The sequence below is a fragment of the Xanthomonas sp. WHRI 7065 genome, assembly GCF_040203115.2.
GTDB classification, from domain to species: Bacteria; Pseudomonadota; Gammaproteobacteria; order Xanthomonadales; family Xanthomonadaceae; genus Xanthomonas; species Xanthomonas arboricola.
On record NZ_CP168194.1, the window covers coordinates 1,283,657 to 1,303,562 of the forward strand.

21 protein-coding genes, 2 tRNA genes and 1 other RNA gene are annotated in these 19,906 nt (G+C 67.2%); 16 read left to right on the forward strand and 8 right to left on the reverse strand.

Annotation, left to right across the window (positions count from 1 at the left end; translation table 11 throughout):
• Positions 1-11 precede the first annotated feature (11 nt).
• From ABQY64_RS05575 to dnaQ, 3 genes are read left to right on the forward strand one after another with little or no spacing between them, the layout of a single operon-like run.
• Positions 12-668: a hypothetical protein gene (locus ABQY64_RS05575; protein ID WP_065047613.1), complete on the forward strand. Its 657-nt coding sequence runs from the start codon at positions 12-14 to the stop codon at positions 666-668.
• A gap of 31 nt (positions 669-699) precedes the next feature.
• Positions 700-1,152 carry a ribonuclease HI gene (gene rnhA, locus ABQY64_RS05580; RefSeq protein ID WP_024938428.1) on the forward strand — a complete coding sequence of 151 codons (453 nt, stop codon included), beginning with the start codon at positions 700-702 and terminating at the stop codon, positions 1,150-1,152.
• Between the two features lie 19 nt (positions 1,153-1,171).
• Positions 1,172-1,906 (forward strand): DNA polymerase III subunit epsilon, encoded by a 735-nt coding sequence (gene dnaQ, locus ABQY64_RS05585; RefSeq protein WP_039523879.1) that lies wholly within the window; start codon positions 1,172-1,174, stop codon positions 1,904-1,906.
• Between the two features lie 600 nt (positions 1,907-2,506).
• On the opposite strand, the gene ABQY64_RS05590 is transcribed toward dnaQ, so the two are convergent.
• Positions 2,507-3,211 carry a PP2C family serine/threonine-protein phosphatase gene (locus ABQY64_RS05590; RefSeq protein WP_024938430.1) on the reverse strand — a complete coding sequence of 235 codons (705 nt, stop codon included), beginning with the start codon at positions 3,209-3,211 and terminating at the stop codon, positions 2,507-2,509.
• A gap of 197 nt (positions 3,212-3,408) precedes the next feature.
• On the opposite strand from ABQY64_RS05590, the gene ABQY64_RS05595 reads away from it, so the two are divergent.
• A tRNA-Ser gene (locus tag ABQY64_RS05595) sits at positions 3,409-3,499 on the forward strand.
• A gap of 257 nt (positions 3,500-3,756) precedes the next feature.
• Positions 3,757-4,161, forward strand: coding sequence for a DUF6165 family protein (locus ABQY64_RS05600; RefSeq protein WP_104600945.1), 405 nt, complete (start codon positions 3,757-3,759; stop codon positions 4,159-4,161).
• A 237-nt stretch (positions 4,162-4,398) separates the two neighbouring features.
• On the opposite strand, the gene ABQY64_RS05605 is transcribed toward ABQY64_RS05600, so the two are convergent.
• Positions 4,399-5,448: a glycosyltransferase family 9 protein gene (locus tag ABQY64_RS05605; RefSeq protein ID WP_065047609.1), complete on the reverse strand. Its 1,050-nt coding sequence runs from the start codon at positions 5,446-5,448 to the stop codon at positions 4,399-4,401.
• Positions 5,449-5,468: 20 nt separating this feature from the next.
• Between ABQY64_RS05605 and ABQY64_RS05610 the strand changes: the two genes are divergently transcribed.
• The 6 genes from ABQY64_RS05610 to ABQY64_RS05635 all read left to right on the forward strand — a co-directional run bounded on the left by ABQY64_RS05610 (position 5,469) and on the right by ABQY64_RS05635 (position 9,260).
• Positions 5,469-6,218, forward strand: a complete 750-nt coding sequence (locus tag ABQY64_RS05610; protein ID WP_053054149.1) for a 3-deoxy-D-manno-octulosonic acid kinase — start codon at positions 5,469-5,471, stop codon at positions 6,216-6,218.
• Complete coding sequence (locus ABQY64_RS05615) at positions 6,218-6,967, forward strand: MBL fold metallo-hydrolase (RefSeq protein ID WP_016902535.1); 750 nt, start codon at positions 6,218-6,220, stop codon at positions 6,965-6,967. Before ABQY64_RS05610 ends, ABQY64_RS05615 begins: the two co-directional genes overlap by 1 nt.
• The gene (moaA, locus tag ABQY64_RS05620; RefSeq protein ID WP_349779240.1) at positions 6,967-7,998 is read left to right on the forward strand and encodes a GTP 3',8-cyclase MoaA; all 1,032 of its coding nucleotides are present in this window, start codon (positions 6,967-6,969) and stop codon (positions 7,996-7,998) included. Before ABQY64_RS05615 ends, moaA begins: the two co-directional genes overlap by 1 nt.
• A gap of 76 nt (positions 7,999-8,074) precedes the next feature.
• On the forward strand, positions 8,075-8,572 hold the full coding sequence (gene moaC, locus ABQY64_RS05625) for a cyclic pyranopterin monophosphate synthase MoaC (RefSeq protein ID WP_349779239.1): 498 nt from the start codon (positions 8,075-8,077) through the stop codon (positions 8,570-8,572).
• Entirely contained in the window at positions 8,569-8,814 is a 246-nt protein-coding gene (locus ABQY64_RS05630) for a MoaD/ThiS family protein (protein WP_024938437.1), read from the forward strand. Before moaC ends, ABQY64_RS05630 begins: the two co-directional genes overlap by 4 nt.
• Positions 8,811-9,260: a molybdenum cofactor biosynthesis protein MoaE gene (locus tag ABQY64_RS05635; protein WP_349779238.1), complete on the forward strand. Its 450-nt coding sequence runs from the start codon at positions 8,811-8,813 to the stop codon at positions 9,258-9,260. Before ABQY64_RS05630 ends, ABQY64_RS05635 begins: the two co-directional genes overlap by 4 nt.
• Before the next feature lie 247 nt (positions 9,261-9,507).
• Here ABQY64_RS05635 and ffs read toward each other — a convergent pair.
• Positions 9,508-9,604: signal recognition particle sRNA small type (ffs, locus tag ABQY64_RS05640), an RNA gene on the reverse strand.
• A gap of 69 nt (positions 9,605-9,673) precedes the next feature.
• Positions 9,674-9,766 (reverse strand) — tRNA-Ser (locus ABQY64_RS05645).
• 237 nt (positions 9,767-10,003) lie between these two features.
• Here ABQY64_RS05645 and dnaX point away from each other — a divergent pair.
• The 4 genes from dnaX to ABQY64_RS05665 all read left to right on the forward strand — a co-directional run bounded on the left by dnaX (position 10,004) and on the right by ABQY64_RS05665 (position 13,521).
• Positions 10,004-12,046: a DNA polymerase III subunit gamma/tau gene (gene dnaX / locus ABQY64_RS05650; protein ID WP_349779237.1), complete on the forward strand. Its 2,043-nt coding sequence runs from the start codon at positions 10,004-10,006 to the stop codon at positions 12,044-12,046.
• A gap of 6 nt (positions 12,047-12,052) precedes the next feature.
• Positions 12,053-12,373, forward strand: coding sequence for a YbaB/EbfC family nucleoid-associated protein (locus ABQY64_RS05655; RefSeq protein ID WP_005913896.1), 321 nt, complete (start codon positions 12,053-12,055; stop codon positions 12,371-12,373).
• A 97-nt stretch (positions 12,374-12,470) separates the two neighbouring features.
• Positions 12,471-13,064, forward strand: coding sequence for a recombination mediator RecR (gene recR, locus ABQY64_RS05660; protein WP_115510458.1), 594 nt, complete (start codon positions 12,471-12,473; stop codon positions 13,062-13,064).
• Positions 13,065-13,170: 106 nt separating this feature from the next.
• Positions 13,171-13,521, forward strand: coding sequence for a histidine triad nucleotide-binding protein (locus tag ABQY64_RS05665; protein WP_006448425.1), 351 nt, complete (start codon positions 13,171-13,173; stop codon positions 13,519-13,521).
• Between the two features lie 111 nt (positions 13,522-13,632).
• On the opposite strand, the gene ABQY64_RS05670 is transcribed toward ABQY64_RS05665, so the two are convergent.
• The 4 genes from ABQY64_RS05670 to ABQY64_RS05685 are packed head-to-tail and all read right to left on the reverse strand — an operon-like array spanning position 13,633 to position 18,023.
• Positions 13,633-14,166 (reverse strand): Slp family lipoprotein, encoded by a 534-nt coding sequence (locus ABQY64_RS05670; RefSeq protein WP_016902527.1) that lies wholly within the window; start codon positions 14,164-14,166, stop codon positions 13,633-13,635.
• Positions 14,163-16,115: a DUF3488 and transglutaminase-like domain-containing protein gene (locus ABQY64_RS05675; protein WP_126968516.1), complete on the reverse strand. Its 1,953-nt coding sequence runs from the start codon at positions 16,113-16,115 to the stop codon at positions 14,163-14,165. The genes ABQY64_RS05670 and ABQY64_RS05675 overlap by 4 nt, the downstream gene beginning before the upstream one ends.
• Complete coding sequence (locus tag ABQY64_RS05680) at positions 16,108-17,064, reverse strand: DUF58 domain-containing protein (protein WP_104576234.1); 957 nt, start codon at positions 17,062-17,064, stop codon at positions 16,108-16,110. The genes ABQY64_RS05675 and ABQY64_RS05680 overlap by 8 nt, the downstream gene beginning before the upstream one ends.
• 5 nt (positions 17,065-17,069) lie before the next feature.
• On the reverse strand, positions 17,070-18,023 hold the full coding sequence (locus ABQY64_RS05685; RefSeq protein WP_016902524.1) for a MoxR family ATPase: 954 nt from the start codon (positions 18,021-18,023) through the stop codon (positions 17,070-17,072).
• 36 nt (positions 18,024-18,059) lie between these two features.
• Here ABQY64_RS05685 and ABQY64_RS05690 point away from each other — a divergent pair, with 36 nt between their 5' ends.
• Complete coding sequence (locus tag ABQY64_RS05690; protein WP_349779236.1) at positions 18,060-19,901, forward strand: glycosyltransferase family 39 protein; 1,842 nt, start codon at positions 18,060-18,062, stop codon at positions 19,899-19,901.
• The last annotated feature ends 5 nt before the right edge of the window (positions 19,902-19,906 follow it).

The window sequence follows — 19,906 nt, forward strand, 5'->3', positions numbered from 1 at the left end:
GAATTGGGACCATGCCTGCCACGCCATTCTCCCGTCAAGCTGGCGTCTCATCCTGGTTTGAAACAGGTGCAGGGCGCAGCCTGCTCCTGCTGGAGCGCAAATTGGCGCTTGCGGCGTTGCAGACGCGTCCGTCGCAGCCCTGGCTGTGGCTGACGCCGACGCCCGAGTTGCCGCCGCGCGAGCTGCTGCAGGGGCGCGGGCTGCGGCTGTCTCGCAGCGCTGGCCGCTTTGCGGGCGACGCGCGTTGCGCCATGCCGTTTCCGTTGCCGACCGAAAGCCTGCAGGCCATCGTGGTGCAGCATGCGGTGGTGGGCGGCGCGGCGGAATTCCTGGCCGAATGCGAGCGGTTGCTGATGCCGGGCGGGCGGCTATGGCTGTTCACGCTCAATCCGCTGAGCCCGTACCGCTTTCGCTGGGCGCGGCGTGGTCCGGTGGCGCTGCGGCCGGATCGCTGGCGGCTGCTGGCGCAGCGTGCGGGGCTGCAATGCGTGGAGACCGAGCGCTACCTGGGGCCGATCTGGCGCACCGGGCGTGGCGTTACCGGCACCGATCGCGCACCCTGGCGCGCGGTGTATCTGCTCGAAGTGGAAAAGCGCGCCGCCGCTTCGATCGGGCCGACCCCGATCGCGATGCCCTCGCGCTGGCCGCAGCCTGTAGCCACGATCTGACGACTGACCACTTTCCAAACACCAGAAGCTGATGAAATCCATTGAAGTGCATACCGACGGCTCCTGCCTCGGCAATCCCGGGCCGGGCGGTTGGGCGGCCCTGTTGCGTTACAACGGCCGCGAGAAGGAATTGTCCGGCGGCGAAGCCACATCCACCAACAACCGCATGGAGTTGATGGCGGCGATCATGGCGCTGGAAACACTCACCGAGCCATGCCAGATCGTGCTGCATACCGACTCGCAATACGTGCGCCAGGGTATTACCGAGTGGATGTCCGGCTGGGTACGCCGCGGTTGGAAAACCGCCGGCGGCGACCCGGTCAAGAACCGTGAACTGTGGGAGCGGCTGCATGCGGCCACGCAACGCCACAGCATCGATTGGCGTTGGGTGAAGGGCCACAATGGTGACCCGGACAACGAGCGCGTCGACGTGCTCGCCCGCAATCAGGCCATCGCCCAGCGCGGTGGCAGCGCAACCGCGTAAGCAATCAGCAAGAGGATTCATGCGTCAGATCATTCTCGATACCGAAACCACCGGCCTGGAATGGCGCAAGGGCAACCGCGTCGTCGAAATCGGTGCGGTGGAGCTGCTGGAGCGGCGCCCGAGCGGCAACAATTTCCATCGCTACCTGAAGCCCGATTGCGATTTCGAACCCGGTGCGCAGGAAGTGACCGGATTGACCCTGGAGTTCCTGGCCGACAAGCCGCTGTTTGCCGATGTGGTCGAGGAGTTCCTGGCCTACATCGACGGCGCGGAGCTGATCATCCACAACGCCGCGTTCGATCTGGGCTTCCTGGACAACGAGCTGTCGCTGCTGGGCGACAACTACGGCCGTATCGTCGAGCGCGCCACCGTGGTGGATACCTTGATGATGGCGCGCGAGCGCTATCCGGGGCAGCGCAACTCGCTGGATGCCTTGTGCAAGCGCCTGGGCGTGGACAACTCGCATCGCCAGTTGCATGGCGCCTTGCTCGATGCGCAGATCCTGGCCGATGTGTACATCGCGCTGACCTCGGGCCAGGAAGAGATCGGCTTTGCCAGCGCCGATACCGGCCAGCGCAGCGAGCATGGCGAGGGCATGATCACCTTCGATCCGGCGTTGCTGTTGCCGCGCGCACGGGTGGTGGTAACCGCGTCGGAGTCGCAGGCGCACGAGGCGCGCCTGGCGCACCTGCGCAAGAAGGCCGGGCGCGCGTTGTGGGATGCGCCGGTTGAAGAGGTGGCTGCTGCCGGGTAGTGCGGCTTTCGGCAACGGGTGTCCGGTTGTCGCGCGGCGTGGCGATGTGGTGGGGCGCAGTGCGCCGCTGAAGCCTGGCGGTTCTGGGCGCGAGTAGTGCGCACATGATGGCTGCCGTGCGGGTTCAATGCCCGTGCTTGGCTCTGCCAACAAAGCGATGTCTCTCTGGTCTAGTGCGGAGCGGGATGATGTTGCTTTTCGCTGCAGGCCGGTGATCTGCGGCCTGGCTGCAGGGCCCTTGCCCGCCCACCATCGCAGGACACGCCGCAAGTACGTCCGTGTAGGCTCTTACGCGGCATCCATGCCGCGTAAGGTCCCGCGACGGTGGGCGGGCAAGGACCAAGCGAGATGGTCGGTGTGCATGGTGTTCAAGCAGGTAGCCGACTCACGCTCTGGTGCACTGCTCTCGACGGTTCCGGGATCCTTGGCGGCCTGGATGCTGCCAGCGAGTCCTTAGGGCTAGATTTATGGCGTGACCCGCAGGCAGTGAGGACATCGCGCCCTCGACCGACCAAGCGGTTGTTTGCATCCAACCATATGCGGCCAACGAAATTCTGCGCTGACCGCCAGCGGGCGTTCGCTAGGTCTTGTCGGCGGCTTTTAGTAGCTGCGCACCAATATCGCGGTGATGTTGTCCGAGCCGCCGCCATCGAGTGCGGCGGCGACCAGGCATTCGACACATTCCTGTGCGCTGCAATCGGCTTGCGACAGGGTCGCGGCGATCGCGGCATCGTCGACTTCTTCGGTGAGGCCGTCGCTGCACAGCAGCAGCTGCATGCCGGATTTGAGCTCGCCCTGCATGGTGGCGACATTGAGGTGGACCGGATCGGTGACGCCCAGCGCCTGGGTCACCACGTTGCGATGCGGATGCGCGCGCGCCTGCTCGCTGGTTAGCGTGCCCTGGGCGATCAGTTCCTGCACATAGCTATGGTCCTGGCTCAGCTGCGCCAGCCGGCCGTCGCGCCAAAGATATGCGCGGCTGTCGCCGACCCAGGCCACTTCGAAGCGCTGGCCCAGTACGCGCGCAGCGACGACGGTGGTGCCCATCGGCAAGGTGTCGTTGCAGCGGCGCGAGGTCTTGATGATCTCTTCGTCGGCGATGCGTACCGCCTGGGCCAGCGGGGTGCCGGCGCGCACCTCGCGCACGATGGTTTCGCGCGCCAGGGCGCTGGCCACTTCGCCGCAGGCATGCCCGCCCATGCCATCGGCCACCAGCCACAGCCCCAGCTCGCTGTCGCCGTAGTACGTGTCCTCGTTGAGGTCACGGCGCAGGCCGACATGGGTAAGGTGTCCGAATTCGAGCATGGGGGCGGGTCGCCAATGGAGGAGGTGCGTGACCATCATCGCGGCGCGGCCGGCCCGCAGCAACACGCCTATCGCCGGTGCCGCAGGGCGGGTTCACGCCCGGACCTTCGATCGTGCCGGCGATGCCGGCCCGGGCCGCTTGTGGCTGGGCGCCGGTGCCCGTATGATGCACGGCCCCGGGACACTGGGGACCATCTGGAGAGGTGGCAGAGCGGTTGAATGTACCTGACTCGAAATCAGGCAGGCGTTTATAGCGCCTCGGGGGTTCGAATCCCCCCCTCTCCGCCAGATTGAGGCGAGTAGTTGGGCCAGTGCCGCGTGAGTTTCGCCGGCGGCATTGGGGGGTGAGAAGCCCCGGGTTCGACAGACAGCAGCGCTGTCTGCACGGCGAAGCCGCCCGCAGGGCGAAGGCACGGAGTGCCGAGTGAATCCCCCCCTCTCCGCCAGATTCGCATCAGCCCCCGCAAGGGGGCTTTTGTTTGTGTGTCGCCGCCGCGCGCTGCTGCGCTGGCTACAATCCGCCCGATATCCGTTGGAGGCCTGTCATGTCCGAGATCCTGGTGCCCGTGTCCTTTGGTGAACTGCTCGACAAGATCGCGATCCTGCAGATCAAGTCCGAGCGCATGAGCGACCCCGTCAAGCTGGCCAACGTGCGCAGCGAGCTGTCCGCGCTGGAGACCAGCTGGATGGCGCATCCGGCCGCCGGCCACGACATCGTGCGTCTGCGTGCCGCGCTCAAGGCCGTCAACGAGCGGCTATGGGTGATCGAGGACGACATCCGGCTCAAGGAACAGGCGCAGACCTTTGACGACGGCTTCGTGCAGCTGGCGCGCAGCGTCTATATCGAAAACGACGAACGCGCGCGCATCAAGAAAGAGATCAACCTGGCGCTGGGTTCGTCGTACGTGGAAGAGAAATCGTATCAGGACTACCGCGCTACCGGTGTCTGAGAGCCGCTGACTGCAGGTCTGCGTAACCGATACACGTGGCGGTCGGTGGGTGGGCGGCGCTTTCTGGTGCGCCGCCACACTTCGAGTCGGCCGGCACCGCGGTGATTGGCTGCCGCGCGCGTAAGTCGGCAGTGTTTGGCTCTTGTTTCCTGGCTGTTGTGGGCGTCTGCACCGCGGCGCAGCGCGCAGCTGCGCCGCGATTGAACGCCTGTTCGAGCGACGATCCGACGCCGATTCTCAGCGCGGATGATCGCTGCGATAACGCTCGAATGCGGCGATCGCATCGTCCACGGTGATCAGCGCCATCACCTGGTCGAACTCGATCTTGGTGCCCCATTTCAGCTGGTCGGCCGGCTTGCCCAGGTATTTGCGGGCGGCTGCGTCATAACGATCCACGCAGTAGCGCACATCCGAATACGGGCCGCTGCGCAGCGGATTGCTGGCCGCATGCAGGCCGAGCACCTTGGTGCCCATCGCATTGGCGATGTGCATCGGTCCGGAATCGGGGGTGACCACCAGATCGGCGCGGGCGAGCAGGGCGGGAAGTTGTTTGAGCGTGTCCTTGCCGACTAGGTCCAGCACCGGCGTGCGCGCGGCCGCGACGATGGCATCGGCGGTGCTGCGTTCCAGCTCGCTGCGGCCACCGCACAGCACGACCCGCCAGCCTTGCGCTGCGGCATGGTCGGCCAGCGCGGCATGGCGGTCGGGATACCAGTTGCGGCGTGCGTGGCTGGAGCACGGCGAAATCATCAGCACCGGGCGACCATCGTCGTCCCATTGTGCGCGTGCCCAGCGATGCGCCTCGTCGGGGACCGGCAAGTCCCAGCGCACCTGGGTCTGGGTCAGGCCGAGTGGCTGCGCGAAGCTGCCGATGGCGTCGAGTACGTGGATGCCGGGGCGGTCGGCGATGCGCTCGTTGACGAACAGGCCGTGCAGATCCTTGGAACGGCTGCGGTCATAGCCGATCCGCCGCCGCGCCGGTACGAAGGCCGACAGCACGTTGGCGCGCAAGGCCACCTGCATCTGCAGCAGCGCATCGAAGCGACCCAATGGCGCCAGCGAGCGGCGTAGCGCGCGCATGCCGGCCACGCCGGTGCGCTTGTCGTAGGCATGGAACTGCACGCCAGGCAGGCCGTCGAGCAATTTCAGCCCGGCCTTGTCGATGATCCAATGCAGCTGGCTTGCCGGAAATCCCGCCTGCAGGGTGCGCACCAGCGGCACCACATGGGTGACGTCACCCAGGGCGGACAGGCGCAGCAGGCATAACGAGGCGGGCGTAGAAGCCATGGTGTTGTTAGACTCGATAGATGGTTTCTTTCGACGCCACTGAAGCGCTGGCGCCGTACCGCGAAGGCCGCGGCTATGGCGCCATTCTGTTCGACCGCGAACGGCTGCGGCAAGCCGATGCCGGGCTGTTTTCGCCGCAACGCTGGGGCGACAGGGCACGGCCGGTCGATGAAGGCGGGCGGGGTGGGGCGTGGTTCGTGGATGCGCCGTTCGGTCACAGCGTGTTGCGGCAGTACCTGCGCGGCGGCATGGCCGCGCGCGTGAGCCGCGATCACTATCTGTGGAAAGGCGCCGGGCGCACGCGCAGCTTTGCCGAGTTCCGGCTGATGCGCGAACTGCTCAGGCGCAAGTTGCCGGTGCCGCGCCCGTTGGCGGCCTGTTATCTGCGCGAGGGGCTGAGCTATCGCGCTGCATTGTTGATGGAGCGCCTGGAGAACGTGCGCTCGCTCGCCGATCATGCGCAGGTCGCCGGGCGCGGTGCGCCGTGGGAAGAAACCGGGCGGCTGATCGCGCGCTTTCATCGCGCCGGCCTGGATCATGCCGATCTCAACGCGCACAACATCCTGTTCGATGCCGGCGGGCATGGCTGGCTGATCGATTTCGACCGCGGCGTGTTGCGCATTCCGGCCACGCGCTGGCGCGAACGCAATCTCAAGCGCCTGCATCGCTCGCTGCTGAAGTTGCGCGGCAACCGCAGCCGCGAAGAGGTCGACAAGGATTACGAACGCCTGCATCGCGCGTACGAACTGGCCTGGGGCCGGGGTTACTGATGAATTGGGCGTTGCGGGTGCAAGGGGTCGGCAATGCGTCGGCGGTGGCGCTCGGTTCGCCGATGGCCACCATCGAGCGCGCCGGCGCGCCGTGGCTGACCATCGATTGCGGCAGCGAAGGGCTGACTGCCTACCAGGCCCAGTATGGTCATCTGCCGCAGGCGGTCTTCATTACCCATGTGCACCTGGACCACGTCGGCGGGCTGGAACGGCTGTTCGTGGACAGCTATTTCTCCCAACGCCGCGGCCGCACGCGCCTGTACGTGCCGGCGCCGGTGGTGCCGTTGCTGCAGCGGCGGATTGCCGACTACCCCAACGTGCTGGCCGAGGGCGGCGCGAACTTCTGGGATGCCTTCCAGCTGGTGCCGGTCGGCGATGCGTTCTGGCACGACGGGGTGCGGCTGGAGGTGTTCCCGGCGCGCCACCACTGGCCGGAGACCGCCTACGGGCTGCGGCTGAAGGGGGCGCTGGTCTGGAGCGGCGACACCCGGCCGATCCCGGAAATGCTGGCCCGTTATGCCGATGACAGCGAGCTCATCGCGCATGACTGCGGCGTTCACGGCAACCCGTCGCATACTGGGGTGGACGATTTGGAGCGGGAATACCCGCAGGACCTGTTGAGCCGCATGCTGCTGTACCACTACGCCAGCGACGCCGACGGCGACGTGCTCCGCGCACGCGGCCATCGCGTGGCCGTGCCTGGTCAACATCTGCCGCTGGCGGAGCCGACTGCCGCCATGGTGCCCTGATGGGCGCCCTGCTGTTGCCGAACCTGGCCGCCGCGCCGATGCAGGACCGCTATGGCCGGCCGCTGCGCGACCTGCGCCTGTCGGTCATCGAGGCCTGCAATTTCCGCTGCGGTTACTGCATGCCGGCCGATCGCGTGCCCGACGACTACGGATTCGATGCGCAGCAGCGCCTGAGTTTCGATCAGCTGGAAACGCTGGTGCGTGCCTTCGTCTCGGTCGGCGTCACCAAGGTACGCCTGACCGGTGGCGAGCCGCTGTTGCGTCGCGATCTGCCCAGCCTGATTGCGCGCCTGACCACGATCGAGGGCATCGAGGATCTGGCGCTGACCACCAACGGCACCTTGCTCGCCCGTCAGGCGGTGGCGCTGCGCCAGGCCGGGCTGCGCCGGATCACGGTGAGCATGGACGCGCTGGATCCGGAGCTGTTCAGGCGCATGAGCGGCAACCGCGGCGAGATCGCGCAGGTGCTGGCCGGTATCGCCGCTGCCGAGCAGGCCGGCTTCCAGCGCCTGAAGATCAACTGCGTGGTGCAGCGTGGCGTCAACGAAGATCAGGTGCTGCCCCTGGTGGAGCACTTCCGTGGCAGCGGCCACGTGCTGCGCTTTATCGAGTTCATGGATGTGGGCAGCTGCAACGGCTGGACCGCCGATGCAGTGGTGACCTCCGCGCAACTGCACGCGCGCATCCACGCGCGCTGGCCATTACTGCCGCTGGATGCCAGTTACACCGGCGAAGTGGCGCAGCGGCATGCATTTGCCGATGGCGCCGGCGAGGTGGGTTTTGTCAGTTCGGTCAGCGTGCCGTTCTGCGGCGATTGCCAGCGCGCACGCGTGTCGGCCGACGGGCAGTTGTACACCTGCCTGTTTGCCAGCCAGGGCCATGACCTCAAGCCGGCCCTGGCCGAGGGCGAGCATGGATTGTCCGAGCATCTGCGTGCGCGCTGGAGCATACGTGGCGACCGCTACAGCGAGGTGCGCGCATCGACACCGCGCCGTGGCAAGCCGGTGGAGATGTTCCTGATCGGCGGGTAAGGCACTGCTGTTCCATCCAGGCGCCCCGTTCACCGAGAATGTCGCATCCTGAGCGCCTGTCATCGTGTCGTTTCCCATGCCTGCAAAATCCCGTTCCGCACGCCTGACCCATCTGGACGATTCCGGACTGCCCACGATGGTGGATGTCTCGGACAAGGCGGTCACCGCGCGCAGCGCTACCGCGCAAAGCCGGGTGCGTTTCCCGGCCGCCGTTGCTGCACAGTTGCGCGCCAACGGCTTGCGCAGCGCCAAGGGCGGCATCGTGGAGACCGCGGTGATCGCCGGCACCATGGCGGTCAAACGCACGCACGAGTTGATTCCGTTCTGCCATCCGTTGCCGATCGATGCCTGCCGGTTCGAGATCGACTGGGCGGGCGGGCAGGTGCTGGACATCCATTGCACGGTGCGCTGCGTGCATCGCACCGGTGTGGAAATGGAAGCGCTCACCGGCGCCAGCGTGGCGGCTTTGACGGTCTACGACATGTGCAAGGCGTTGTCGCACAGCATGAGCATCGGCCCGACCAGGCTGGTGTCCAAACGTGGTGGCAAGCGCGATATCGGAGCAAACCAATGAGCACGACAGTGACGGTGCTGTATTTCGCCAGCCTGCGTGAGGCAGCGGGCATTGCCAGCGAGCAGGTGCAATCGCAGGCGCAGGACCTGCGCGCGCTATATGCCGAACTCGATACGCGCCATGGCCTGCGCTGGACGCCGGCGCAGCTGCGCGTGGCGGTGGATGGCGCGTTCGCGCGCTGGGAGGACGGCGTGCGCGATGGCAGTGAAATCGTGTTTATTCCGCCGGTATCGGGAGGTTGAGCATGAGCGAGCAGACTTCCGCCCTCTTTGCGCTTTCCGACGTGCCTTTGCCGATCGACAGCTTGCGCGCTTCGCTGGAGCACCCGCATGCCGGCGCATTCGCCAGTTTCGAAGGCTGGGTACGCAATCACAATGAGGGCCGCAGCGTGGCTGGGCTGCGATATGAGGCCTACGCCGCACTGGCGCAGGCCGAAGGCCAGCGCGTGCTCGACGAGGCAATGGGTCGGTTTGCCATCGTCAATGCCTACTGCGTGCACCGCGTGGGCGAGCTGCGTATCGGCGACATGGCGGTATGGGTCGGCGTCATTGCGGCGCATCGTGGTGCCGCATTCGATGCTTGCCGCTTCATCATCGACGAGGTCAAGGCGCGCGTGCCGATCTGGAAACACGAGCATTACCTGGAAGGCGATGCGGGCTGGCTGCATCCGGAGTCGCAGACGCAGTAACGCGCTCGGGGGTCATGTGCTGCGGGAACATCAAGAGATCAGTTGGTGTCCCGCCGGTTGACCGCGCTGGAAAGCGCCCGACGCTGCGCGTATTTCCGAGCCATCGCCGCGGCCGGTGCAAATCACTGGCCAGCTTTGAGCATGGCCGCAAAGTGCCGAGTCGCAGTGGCGGCTGCACACCGTCTGCATTACGCGCCGAGTGCGTGCGGCATCTGTCGATGCGCCATCAGTCTGGGTTGGGGTGGTGTCCCCGCCGGTTGACCTCGGCGCCCGCATCAATCGATACCGTTGCTGCCTTCCGGCCCTGGCGGGATTTTCGATCTAGCGTCGCGAGGGACCGACGGGGCCACCATAAGACGTGGGTCACTGGTGTGACCCTGGATCCATGCAATCGCATTACAGGATCATGAAACTGGCGGAGAGAGGGGGATTCGAACCCCCGAAGCGCGGTTTAGACGCTTACACACTTTCCAGGCGTGCTCCTTCAACCACTCGGACACCTCTCCGTACCTGCCGTGCGACCGGGTCGTCGGCAGGAGCGGGATTCTAGCCGCCGCGGGCGCCATTAACAAGGTAAAGGATCTGCCGGTCCGGCATGACGGCGCCAGCGCAGGTGTCTAGCCGGCCACCGACGCTGTTTGTCAGTCCTCCGGTGGGTGGCAACGCCGTGGGCACCACGGCCGCTGAACGAACCACTTGACGCGCCATGGCACAATATCGGTTCAGAGGAAGCTGGTTGCCCGATGTCTTATCTTGTTCTCGCCCGCAAGTGGCGCCCGAAGCGTTTTGCCGAACTCGTAGGCCAGGAACACGTGGTCCGCGCGCTCAGTAACGCGCTCGACAGTGGGCGTGTGCACCACGCATTCCTGTTCACCGGCACCCGCGGCGTGGGTAAGACCACGATTGCGCGCATTTTCGCCAAATCGCTGAACTGCGAGACCGGCACCAGTGCCGATCCGTGCGGCCAGTGCCCGGCCTGCCTGGATATCGACGCAGGCCGCTATATCGACCTGCTGGAAATCGACGCCGCGTCCAACACCGGCGTGGACGATGTGCGCGAGGTGATCGAGAACGCCCAGTACATGCCCTCGCGCGGCAAGTTCAAGGTCTATCTGATCGACGAAGTGCACATGCTCTCCAAGGCCGCGTTCAATGCGCTGCTGAAGACGCTGGAAGAGCCGCCCGAGCATGTGAAGTTCCTGCTGGCCACCACCGACCCGCAGAAGCTGCCGGTGACCGTGCTGTCGCGCTGCCTGCAGTTCAACCTCAAGCGGCTGGACGAGGACCAGATCCAGGGCCAGATGACCCGGATCCTGGCCGCCGAGCAGATCGAATCGGATCCATCGGCGATCGTGCAGCTGTCCAAGGCCGCCGACGGCTCGCTGCGCGACGGCCTGTCGCTGCTCGACCAGGCCATTGCCTATGCCGGCGGCGCGCTGCGCGAGGACGTGGTGCGCACCATGCTCGGCACGGTCGACCGCACCCAGGTCGGCGCGATGCTGCAGTCGCTGGCCGACGGCGATGGCGCGCGCCTGATGCAGGTGGTCGCCGCGCTGGCCGAGTTCTCGCCCGACTGGAGCGGCGTGCTGGAGGCGCTGGCCGAGGCCTTGCACCGCATCCAAGTGCAGCAGTTGGTGCCGTCGGTGGCATTCGTCGGCGATGGCATCGACCCGACCGCCTATGCCGCGCAGCTGCGGCCGGAAGTGGTGCAGCTGTGGTACCAGATGGCGCTCAACGGCCGTCGCGATCTGTATCTGGCGCCGAGTCCGCGCGCCGGTTTCGAGATGGCGGTGCTGCGCATGCTGGCCTTCCGCCCAGCGGCGGCAGTGCCGGCTGGTGGCAGTGATGATGGACGTGGTGCCAGTGCCGGCGGCCATGCGTGTTCTGCGGCAACTGGCATGCAGGCCGCCGCACCGGTGGCAGCCGCGCCTGCACCCGCACCCGCGGCGGTGGCGAAACCGGCCGACCTGGAGGCTGCGCCTGCTGCCGTGGCTGCGGTCGCCTCACCGGCGCCGGTCGCTGCTGCGCCCGCGCCTGTCGTGGTGCTGCCCGCTGCGCAAGCATCGACCGATAGCCGCCCATTGACAGCTCCCGCGCGCAGCGACGACACGCCGCCCTGGGCGATGGACGATGCACCGGTGCGCGCCAACGCTGCCCCCGTCGCTGCGCCGACGCCCGTGCTGGCGCCTGAAGCGGCAATGGCGCCACCCGCAGCAGTCGATGCGGCGTTGCCGGCTGCGGCCGCGCCCGAAGCGGCGGTGGCAGTTGCCGTGGCGGCTGAGGTAGCTGCGCCTGCAGCGGCGGTGATGTCGATGCCATCGGTTGCCGCACCCTCCATATTGGCACCAGCACCGGCACCGGCAACCGATCCGTCGCCCCTGCTCGACAACGGCCATATCGCCGACGCCGAGCAGTGGCTGGATCTGGTCACCCGCAGCGGCTTGAACGGTCCCTCGCGTCAGCTCGCCGCCAATGCCGCCTTCATCGGCCATCGCGACGGCGTGCTGCGCCTGGCGCTGGCACCGGGCTTCGAATACCTCAATTCCGAGCGTTCCATCGCCAACCTTGCGCAGGCACTCGCGCCCGAGTTGGGAAATACGCCGCGCATCGTCATCGAGACCGGCAACGCCGATGTCGAGACCCTGCACGAGCGGGCCAGTCGCCAGAAAGGCGAGCGCCAGAGCGCGGCCGAAACAGCGTTCATGAACGACCCGAACGTGCAGCAGCTGATTCAGCAGCAAGGCGCGCGGGTCGTCCCCGATTCCATCCGCCCTTACGACGAGTAACGACACATGCGTGGGAACATTGCCCAATTGATGCAGCAGGCGCAGAAAATGCAGGAAAACCTGCAGCGCGCCCAGGAAGAACTGGCCAAGCTGGAAGTCACCGGCACTGCCGGCGGCGGCATGGTCAGCGTGACGCTGACCGGCGCCAAGGAGTGCCGCAAGGTCCGCATCGACCCGAGCATCCTCTCCGACCAGGAAATGGCCGAGGACTTGATCGCCGCCGCCTTCAACGACGCCTCCAACAAGATCGACGCCGAATCCAAGGACCGCATGGGCTCGGCCACCGCCGGCATGCAGCTGCCGCCGGGCATGAAGTTGCCGTTCTGAGAGGCGGGGAATCGGGAGTGGGGAATCGGGAATCGTAAGAGCGAGGTTGTCCTTGGCTTCTGCGATTCCCCAATCCCGATTCCCGATTCCCGACCCAATGTCCTCTCTTCTCGAACAACTGATCGAGGCCTTCCGGGTATTGCCGGGTGTGGGCCAGAAATCGGCCCAGCGCATGGCCTACCACCTGCTCGAACGCGAGCGCGAGGGGGGGCGCCGCCTGGCTGCGGCGCTGGCCAATGCGGTGGAAAAGGTTGGCCATTGCGTGCAATGCCGCGACTTCACCGAGGCGGAGATCTGCGCGATCTGTGCCAGCAGCAGCCGCGACCGGCAGCAGCTGTGCGTGGTGGAATCGCCGGCCGATCGCCTGGCGATCGAACATGCCACCGGCTACCGCGGGCTGTACTTCATCCTGCAGGGCCGGCTGTCGCCGCTGGACGGCATCGGCCCGCGCGAGCTGGGCCTGGATCGGCTCGGCGAGCGTCTGGCCACCGGTGAGGTCACCGAAATGATCATCGCCACCAATGCCACCGTGGAAGGCGAGGCGACCGCGCATTACCTGGCGCAGCTTGCCCGCCAGCATGCGGTGCGCCCGAGCCGTTTGGCGCAGGGCATGCCGTTGGGCGGCGAGCTGGAATACGTCGATCGCGGCACCTTGTCGCATGCCTTTGGCACCCGGGGTGAGGTGCTTTGAGGGCGGGGAATCGGGATTGGGGAATCGGCAATCGGAGAAGCGAAAAGCAGTGGCGCGCGCGGTAAGCTCTTGCGATTCCCCACTCCCGACTCCCGATTCCCCACCCATGACCGACACCATCTTCGGCAAGATCATTCGTCGCGAAATCCCGGCCAACATCGTCTATGAAGACGACGAGGTGCTGGGCTTTCAGGACATCGCACCGCAGGCGCCGGTGCATGTGCTGTTCATTCCCAAGCAGCACGCGATTCCCACGCTGGACGACGTGCCGCCGGAGCAGGCGCTGTTGGTGGGCAAGCTCGCACTCGCTGCAGCGTCGTATGCACGCGAGCAGGGGCTGGCGCAGGACGGCTATCGCATCGTGATGAACTGCCGCGAGCATGCCGGCCAGACGGTGTTCCATATCCATCTGCATCTGCTGGCCGGCGCGCCGTTGGGACGGTTCGGCACGCCCTGACCTGGTTGCTTGATCGAGCGCATCAGCGCCTGTTCCAGCAGCCGTATCGCATAAACAAAAACGCCGCTCCCTGCGAGCGGCGTTTTTGCGTGTCACTGACTCAGCGGTCGATTACCACCAGCCGCGGCCCCAGCCCCAGCCACCGCCCCAGCGCGGGCCCCACGGGTCGCCCCACGGGCCGTACGGGTAGGCCGGCACCACATCCACCTCGCGCACGACCGGCCACAGGTAGACCACGTCGGCATTCACCTTGGGCAGCTTGTAGTCGTACTCGCCAATCTTGGTGGTTTCGTAGCCTTCGATCTTGCCGATGAAGGTCACTTCGCGGCCGGGCTCGAACACGGCCGGGTCGTAGAAGCCCGAGCGGCAGGCCAGGAAGCGGCCATCGCTGGCGTCCACGGCGTTGCGGTCCGGACGGCCGCTGGCATTGAGCGGACGCGAGATCAGCTCGAAGCAGGTCTGGCCCTGCCCGGGCTTGGTCTGGATGATCTTGCCGCCCCAGCGCACCGACGTGCCGACCTGGGCGCTGGCAGTGGAATCGCTCGGACTGACCGTAGGGAACTGACCCTGCAGCGGCTTGGGCGCGGTGGCACAGGCGGCGAGCCCGAGCGCGGCGACGATGGGAAGAAGAAAGCGGGTACTCATGAGGAAGCTCCGGTTCGCGGGCGATGCTGCTGCAGATCTTTGAGGAGTGAGGCGCTGTCCGAATCAGCGCCAGCGTAGCGCGCGGCAGCGAAACGTTGGCTGAGTGCCAACAATGCCGGATTCGGGTGTGAACGGGCGACACGTTGCGCCCAGGCGATGGCCGGTTCGTGTGGTTCGCGGGCCAGGCCGAGCTTGTCGTAGCGGCGGCCCAGGCGATGCCAGGCGCGCAGCAGCGGGTCGCGCTCACGCTCGCCGCGCGCCAGCAGCCAACCCATCCACGCCAGCGCGCTGACCGCAAACACGCCGAAGATGGCGGCCAGTTGCGAGCTGTCCAGGCGATCGATGCCGAAGGGTTGCAGCAGCCGCTGCTGGCGGTCGGCATCGAAGGACAGCACCAGATCGTTCCAGCCGCGGCGCAGCAGGTCGCTGACCTGGCCCAGGCTGGCCAACATGCCGAGCTGGGCAAAATTGTTGCCCGCGCCGCCCTGCACGCGGTCTTCCAGCGTGTCGTAGATGCGTTCCGGCGCCACCGCCGCGGTGGGATCCACCCGCACCCAGCCGCGCCCGGCCAGCCAGACTTCGGTCCAGGCATGCGCATCCATGCGCCGCACCACCCAGTAATTGCCGAAGCCGTTGTAGGTGCCGCCGGCATACCCGGTGACCACGCGCGCCGGGATGCCGGCCGCGCGCATCAGCACCACGAACGAAGAGCTGAAGTGCTCGCAGAACCCGGCCTTCTGCTGGAACAGGAATTCGTCGACGCTGTTGCGGCCAAGCAGGGGGGTATCCAGGGTGTAGGCGAAGTCGCGGGTGATCCACTGCAGCGCGCGCTGCACCACGGCATCGTCGTTGCTGCCGGCTTCCGCGCGCCATTGCCGTGCCAGCGCGAGCGTACGTGGATTGAAGCCCGGCGGCAGGGCGAGGGCGCGCTTGCGCAACTGGTCCGGCAGGTCGGTGTCGAAGCGTGCCGGTGGCGCCGATTGCAGCTCCCAGCGGGTCAACGCACTCAATGGCCGCTGCGCGAACAGTTCGTAGTCGGGCGACAGCTCGGCATTGGCCACCGCCTGCGTGGGCAGGTCCAGCGACACCAGCTGGCGACGATCGGTGGGCTCGTAGTCCAGGCGATAGCGATAGCGCTGCGGCCCGGCGGTGACCGAGGCGGGTTGGCCGCGGCCGGTCCAGCGCGCGCGCTGCCAGGTCCGGCCATCGAAGTCCCACATCACCGGCCCGCGCCAGTAGCGTTGCTGCGGCGGCGGCGCCTTGCCGGTGAACTGCACGCGCAGCGCCGGGCTGTCGTCGGCCATCAGGTCGATCCATTCGCCCGGCGACATGTTGTCCGACAGGCCCGGCCGCGACAGCGCGCGCTCGGGCACGCCCCACAGCGGCGAGCTCAGGCGCGGCAGCAGCCAGAACGTGGCCAGGGCCAGCGGCACGCCGATGGCGACCAGCTTGCCGATGCCGCGCAACTGCATCCGCAGCGTAGGCGTGGCGGTGCGGTGTTCCTCGTCGGCCAGCCGCTGCATGCTCAGTAGCGCGCTCACTACCGCCAGCAGCGCCAGCCCCATCGTCGCCGGCCCCTGGTCGAGCAGAAACGCCGCAAACGGGGCGAACAACGCAAAGCCGAGCAGGCTGCGCGCATCGCGCAAGGTGCGCAGCTCGGAGGCCTTGATCGCCAGCATCGCGGCCAGCACCGCGCAGCCGGTGTCGCGGCCGAAGCGCATGCCGATCTGCCAGTACACCGCGCCCAGCATCGCCACCACCAGCAACAACCGCACCGGTGCCATCAAGGTGCCGCGCCAGCTCAGCACCCCGACCAGCACGGCGGCCACGGCAATGGTGCCGGCGAGCAGGCCGGGCAGCTGCAACAGCAACGGCGCCAGTGCCAGCCAACTGGTGACCAGCACCCAGGCGCGGCTGGCCTGGGTGATCGGGACGGACGGCTCAGTCATGGGGAAGCAGGGCCAGGGCGCGCAGACACAGGTGATGGTGGGCCGGACCTTGTGCAGGCCCCAGCGGCGGTTGGCCCGGCAACAACAAGCGGTAGCGCCGCCCGTCGCGCTCGGCCAGGTTGACCCAGCGGGCAAGCCGCGCGATGCGGCGCTCGTACGGCAGCGCATTGAGCGTGCGCCAGTCCAGCGTGACTTCGATGCCCAGCGGCTGCTCGTATTCGCGCACCAGCAGGCTGTCGCGGCGTGCCGAATGCTTCCAGGAAATCGTGCGTGGCGCATCGCCGGCGCGATACGGGCGCAGTTGGTGCAGCTCCTCGCCTTGCGGGTGCAGGCGGGTCTGGTTGGGCGAACCGGCGCCCTCGGGCAATGCCGGCCCCTGTTCCTCGGGCCTGGGATAGGCCAGCAGCGGTGTCTCCGGCCAGACCCACGACCAGGCGCGCACCAGCCCCAGCGGCTGGGTGCTGGACAGGCGGATGCGTTCGATGTCCTGCCAGCCGCGCCGCTCGGTGGGCACCGGCAGGTCCACCTCGGCCATGTCGTGCTCGAGCAACGCACAGAAGCCGCTGCTGTTCAGATGATCCAGGCGCAGCCCACGCCGTGCGCGGCTGTCGCGACGTGCCAGCGACACCCGCATGCGCAACGGTTCGCCGGCGACCACCGGTTCGGCCGACACCGCCTCGATGCGCAGCGCCGACAACTGCAGGTGCGCCATGATGCTGCTGGCAATCCCGGCGGTGGCCAGCAGCAGCGCCAGCAGCAGCGCCGGGTTGTTGTTGTAGTTCAATGCGCCCAGCAGCATCGCCAGCAGCAAGGCGGTGACGAACAACCCGAAGCGCGTCGGCAGCACGTAGATGCGACGCCGATCCAGCACGATCGGCAAGGCCTCCGCGCCCCGCGGGCGCGCCAGCAGGCTGAGTCGGCGGCCAATGCCGCGCACGTGCGCACGCACCTGGATCAGTCCACCGGCACGCTGTGCAGCAGCGCCTTGGCCAGCGCCGGCCCGGACGAGGATTCGGCCTCCGGCACCAGCCGGTGCCCGGCCACCGCCACGAACAAGGCCTGCACGTCTTCCGGCAGCACGTGCTCGCGGCCGAGCAGCAGCGCGTAGGCCTTGGCCGCGCGCAGCAGCGCGATGCCGGCACGCGGCGACAGCCCCACGCGCACCCCGGCGTGCTGGCGGCTGCGCAGCAGCAAGGCCTGCACATAGCCGATCAGCGCATCGCTGGTATGGATCTGGCCCACCACCGTACGCAATGCCACCACGTCGGCGTCGCTGAGCTGCGGTGCGGCCTGGGCGATCAGCTCGCGCCGATCCACGCCCGACAGCAACGCGCGCTCGGCGTCGGCGCTCGGGTAGCCCAGGCTGAGCCGCAGCAGGAAGCGATCCAGTTGCGAATCCGGCAGCGGGAAGGTGCCGGACAGATCGACCGGGTTCTGCGTGGCGATCACGAAGAACGGCTCCGGCAACGCATGGGTGACGCCGTCGAGCGTGACCTGCTGTTCGGCCATGGCCTCCAGCAGCGAGCTTTGCGTACGCGGCGGGGCGCGATTGATTTCGTCGGCCAGCAGCACGTTGGTGAACACCGGGCCGGGATGGAACTGGAACTGGCGCGAGGCGGCGTCGTAGACCGACACGCCCAGCACGTCTGCCGGCAGCAGGTCGGAGGTGAACTGCACGCGCTGGAAGCCCAGCCCCAGGCTGGAGGCCATCGCGTGGGCGAGGGTGGTCTTGCCCAGGCCGGGCAGGTCTTCGATCAACAGATGTCCGCCGGACAGCAGTGCCACGAACGCCAGGCGCACTTCCTGCGCCTTGCCCAGCAGCAGCGAATTGACCTGGTCTTGTGCGCGCCGCAGCGATTGGCGCAGCGCATCGGTTAGCATTTCCGTGGAACGCAGCGGTGTCGACATCACAATTCCGTAGGTGGAAGAAGAGTGCACAGGGCAATGCAAGGGGACCAACGCGCACATCGCACCTTCGTGATCCTGTGGACACTGGCGACGGCCGTCAAGCTGTTGATTGCCGCGCGGCTGCCGCTGTTCGTCGACGAGGCGTTCTATTGGCAGGAAGGCCAGCATCTGGCCGCCGCGTATTCGGATCTGCCGGGCATGACCGCCTGGCTGGCGCGGCTGGGCGTGGAACTGGGCGGGCATCATCTGCTGGCCCTGCGCCTGCCGTTTCTGGCCATTGCCGCGCTGATTCCCTGGTTGATCGCGCATATCGCCACGCGCTGGTTCGGCTCCACGCTGGGCTGGCAGGCCGGCAGCCTGACCCTGCTGATGCCACTGTCGGCAACGCTCGGCATCCTGGCGGTGCCGGATGTGCCGATGGCGCTGGCGGCGGTGCTGTGCATGGATGCCGGCGCGCGGTTGCTGCGCGAGGTCGATGCCACCAGTGCGCTCGAGCTCGCCATCGGCCTGGTGATCGGCGCGCTCAGTCATTACCGCTTTGCCGGGGTGATCGGGGTGGGCTGCATCGCGCTGCTGTGCATTCCGCAGGGGCGCGCGGTCATGCGCGACCCGCGCATCTGGATGGCGCTGACGGTGGGCGCGGTGAGCTGGCTGCCGCTGCTGTTCTGGAACACCGAGCACGACGAGGCCGGGCTGCGCTTCCAACTGGTCGACCGGCATCCATGGCGCTTTCAGATCACCGGGCTGTGGTTCTTGCTGATACAGGCGGTGCTGGTGACCCCGCTGCTGGCCTGGGCGATGCTCAAGGTCGGCCTGGCCGGCACGCGTACCGGTGGCGGTTCGCGTGCGCAATGGCGCTATTTCGGCCTGCTGGGCGGGATTTCGACCGTGGCGATCTTCGTGCTCGGCTTCTTCAGCGATGCCGAGCGGATCAGCTTCCACTGGCCGCTGCCGGGCTACCTGGCCCTGCTGGTGGCGGTGCCAGTGATCCTGATGCGTTGGCCGCATACGCTGCGTCGCGCGGCCTGGGCGATTGCGCTGCTCGGTACCCTGGGTGCGTACGGCTATTACCTGGCCGTGTCGGTGCCGTCGATTCGCGCACATGCGGCCGGCGAAAAATACTATCCGCGCAACTTCGCCGGGTGGAAGGACCTGGCGCGCGCGGTCAAGCTCCGGCTCGCGCAGATGCCGCCGGGCACGCGCGTGCTGGCAGAAAACTTCAAGGTCGGTGCCGAGTTGGGCTTTCAACTGCACGATGCCAACGTGGAGGTGCTGCGTGCGGAGTTGAACGACAAGCACGGACGCAGCGCGCAGCTGCAGCAGTGGGGGCTGCTCAGCGATGGCACGCGCGCCGGGCCGCGGCTGCTGGTGCTCTCGCCCAGCGATCAGCGTTATCGCGACCTGTTGAAGCGCTATCACGACATCTGCGAGATGGTCGGGCCGCTGCCGCCGCCCACGGTTGTGTCCACCGATCACGGCTACCAGCGCTTCCTGCTGTTCGCGCTGCCGGCGCAACGCCAGCCCGGGCCGTGCATCGCTCCGGCGATGGCCTGGATCGATACGCCGCTGCCGGACGTGCGCGTGGCCGGGCGGGTGCAGGTGCGCGGCTGGGCATTCAAGGACGGCGTCGGGCTGTCGCAGGTGGAGCTGCTGATGGACGGGCGCCCGGTCGCGCAGGCCGAGTACGGCACGCCGCTGGATGTGCGCCCGTATTGGAAGATCTCCACCGACCCGCAGCACCCCAACGTCGGTTTCAACGCCACCTTCGACACGCATGCGCTGCCGCCGGGCACGCATTGGCTGGGACTGCGCCTGCATGGCCACGACGGCAGCGTCGAGGACTGGTGGGAACAGCCCATCACCGTTTCCGCACCTTAGATCAC

Excerpts from the sequence above, each read along its gene's own strand:
- ABQY64_RS05575 (WP_065047613.1), top strand. The coding sequence starts at position 12 with ATGCCTGCCACGCCATTCTCCCGTCAAGCTGGCGTCTCATCCTGGTTT.
- rnhA (WP_024938428.1), top strand. The coding sequence starts at position 700 with ATGAAATCCATTGAAGTGCATACCGACGGCTCCTGCCTCGGCAATCCC.
- dnaQ (WP_039523879.1), top strand. The coding sequence starts at position 1,172 with ATGCGTCAGATCATTCTCGATACCGAAACCACCGGCCTGGAATGGCGC.
- ABQY64_RS05590 (WP_024938430.1), bottom strand. The coding sequence starts at position 3,211 with ATGCTCGAATTCGGACACCTTACCCATGTCGGCCTGCGCCGTGACCTC.
- ABQY64_RS05600 (WP_104600945.1), top strand. The coding sequence starts at position 3,757 with ATGTCCGAGATCCTGGTGCCCGTGTCCTTTGGTGAACTGCTCGACAAG.
- ABQY64_RS05605 (WP_065047609.1), bottom strand. The coding sequence starts at position 5,448 with ATGGCTTCTACGCCCGCCTCGTTATGCCTGCTGCGCCTGTCCGCCCTG.
- ABQY64_RS05610 (WP_053054149.1), top strand. The coding sequence starts at position 5,469 with ATGGTTTCTTTCGACGCCACTGAAGCGCTGGCGCCGTACCGCGAAGGC.
- ABQY64_RS05615 (WP_016902535.1), top strand. The coding sequence starts at position 6,218 with ATGAATTGGGCGTTGCGGGTGCAAGGGGTCGGCAATGCGTCGGCGGTG.
- moaA (WP_349779240.1), top strand. The coding sequence starts at position 6,967 with ATGGGCGCCCTGCTGTTGCCGAACCTGGCCGCCGCGCCGATGCAGGAC.
- moaC (WP_349779239.1), top strand. The coding sequence starts at position 8,075 with ATGCCTGCAAAATCCCGTTCCGCACGCCTGACCCATCTGGACGATTCC.
- ABQY64_RS05630 (WP_024938437.1), top strand. The coding sequence starts at position 8,569 with ATGAGCACGACAGTGACGGTGCTGTATTTCGCCAGCCTGCGTGAGGCA.
- dnaX (WP_349779237.1), top strand. The coding sequence starts at position 10,004 with ATGTCTTATCTTGTTCTCGCCCGCAAGTGGCGCCCGAAGCGTTTTGCC.
- ABQY64_RS05655 (WP_005913896.1), top strand. The coding sequence starts at position 12,053 with ATGCGTGGGAACATTGCCCAATTGATGCAGCAGGCGCAGAAAATGCAG.
- recR (WP_115510458.1), top strand. The coding sequence starts at position 12,471 with ATGTCCTCTCTTCTCGAACAACTGATCGAGGCCTTCCGGGTATTGCCG.
- ABQY64_RS05665 (WP_006448425.1), top strand. The coding sequence starts at position 13,171 with ATGACCGACACCATCTTCGGCAAGATCATTCGTCGCGAAATCCCGGCC.
- ABQY64_RS05670 (WP_016902527.1), bottom strand. The coding sequence starts at position 14,166 with ATGAGTACCCGCTTTCTTCTTCCCATCGTCGCCGCGCTCGGGCTCGCC.
- ABQY64_RS05675 (WP_126968516.1), bottom strand. The coding sequence starts at position 16,115 with ATGACTGAGCCGTCCGTCCCGATCACCCAGGCCAGCCGCGCCTGGGTG.
- ABQY64_RS05685 (WP_016902524.1), bottom strand. The coding sequence starts at position 18,023 with ATGTCGACACCGCTGCGTTCCACGGAAATGCTAACCGATGCGCTGCGC.
- ABQY64_RS05690 (WP_349779236.1), top strand. The coding sequence starts at position 18,060 with ATGCAAGGGGACCAACGCGCACATCGCACCTTCGTGATCCTGTGGACA.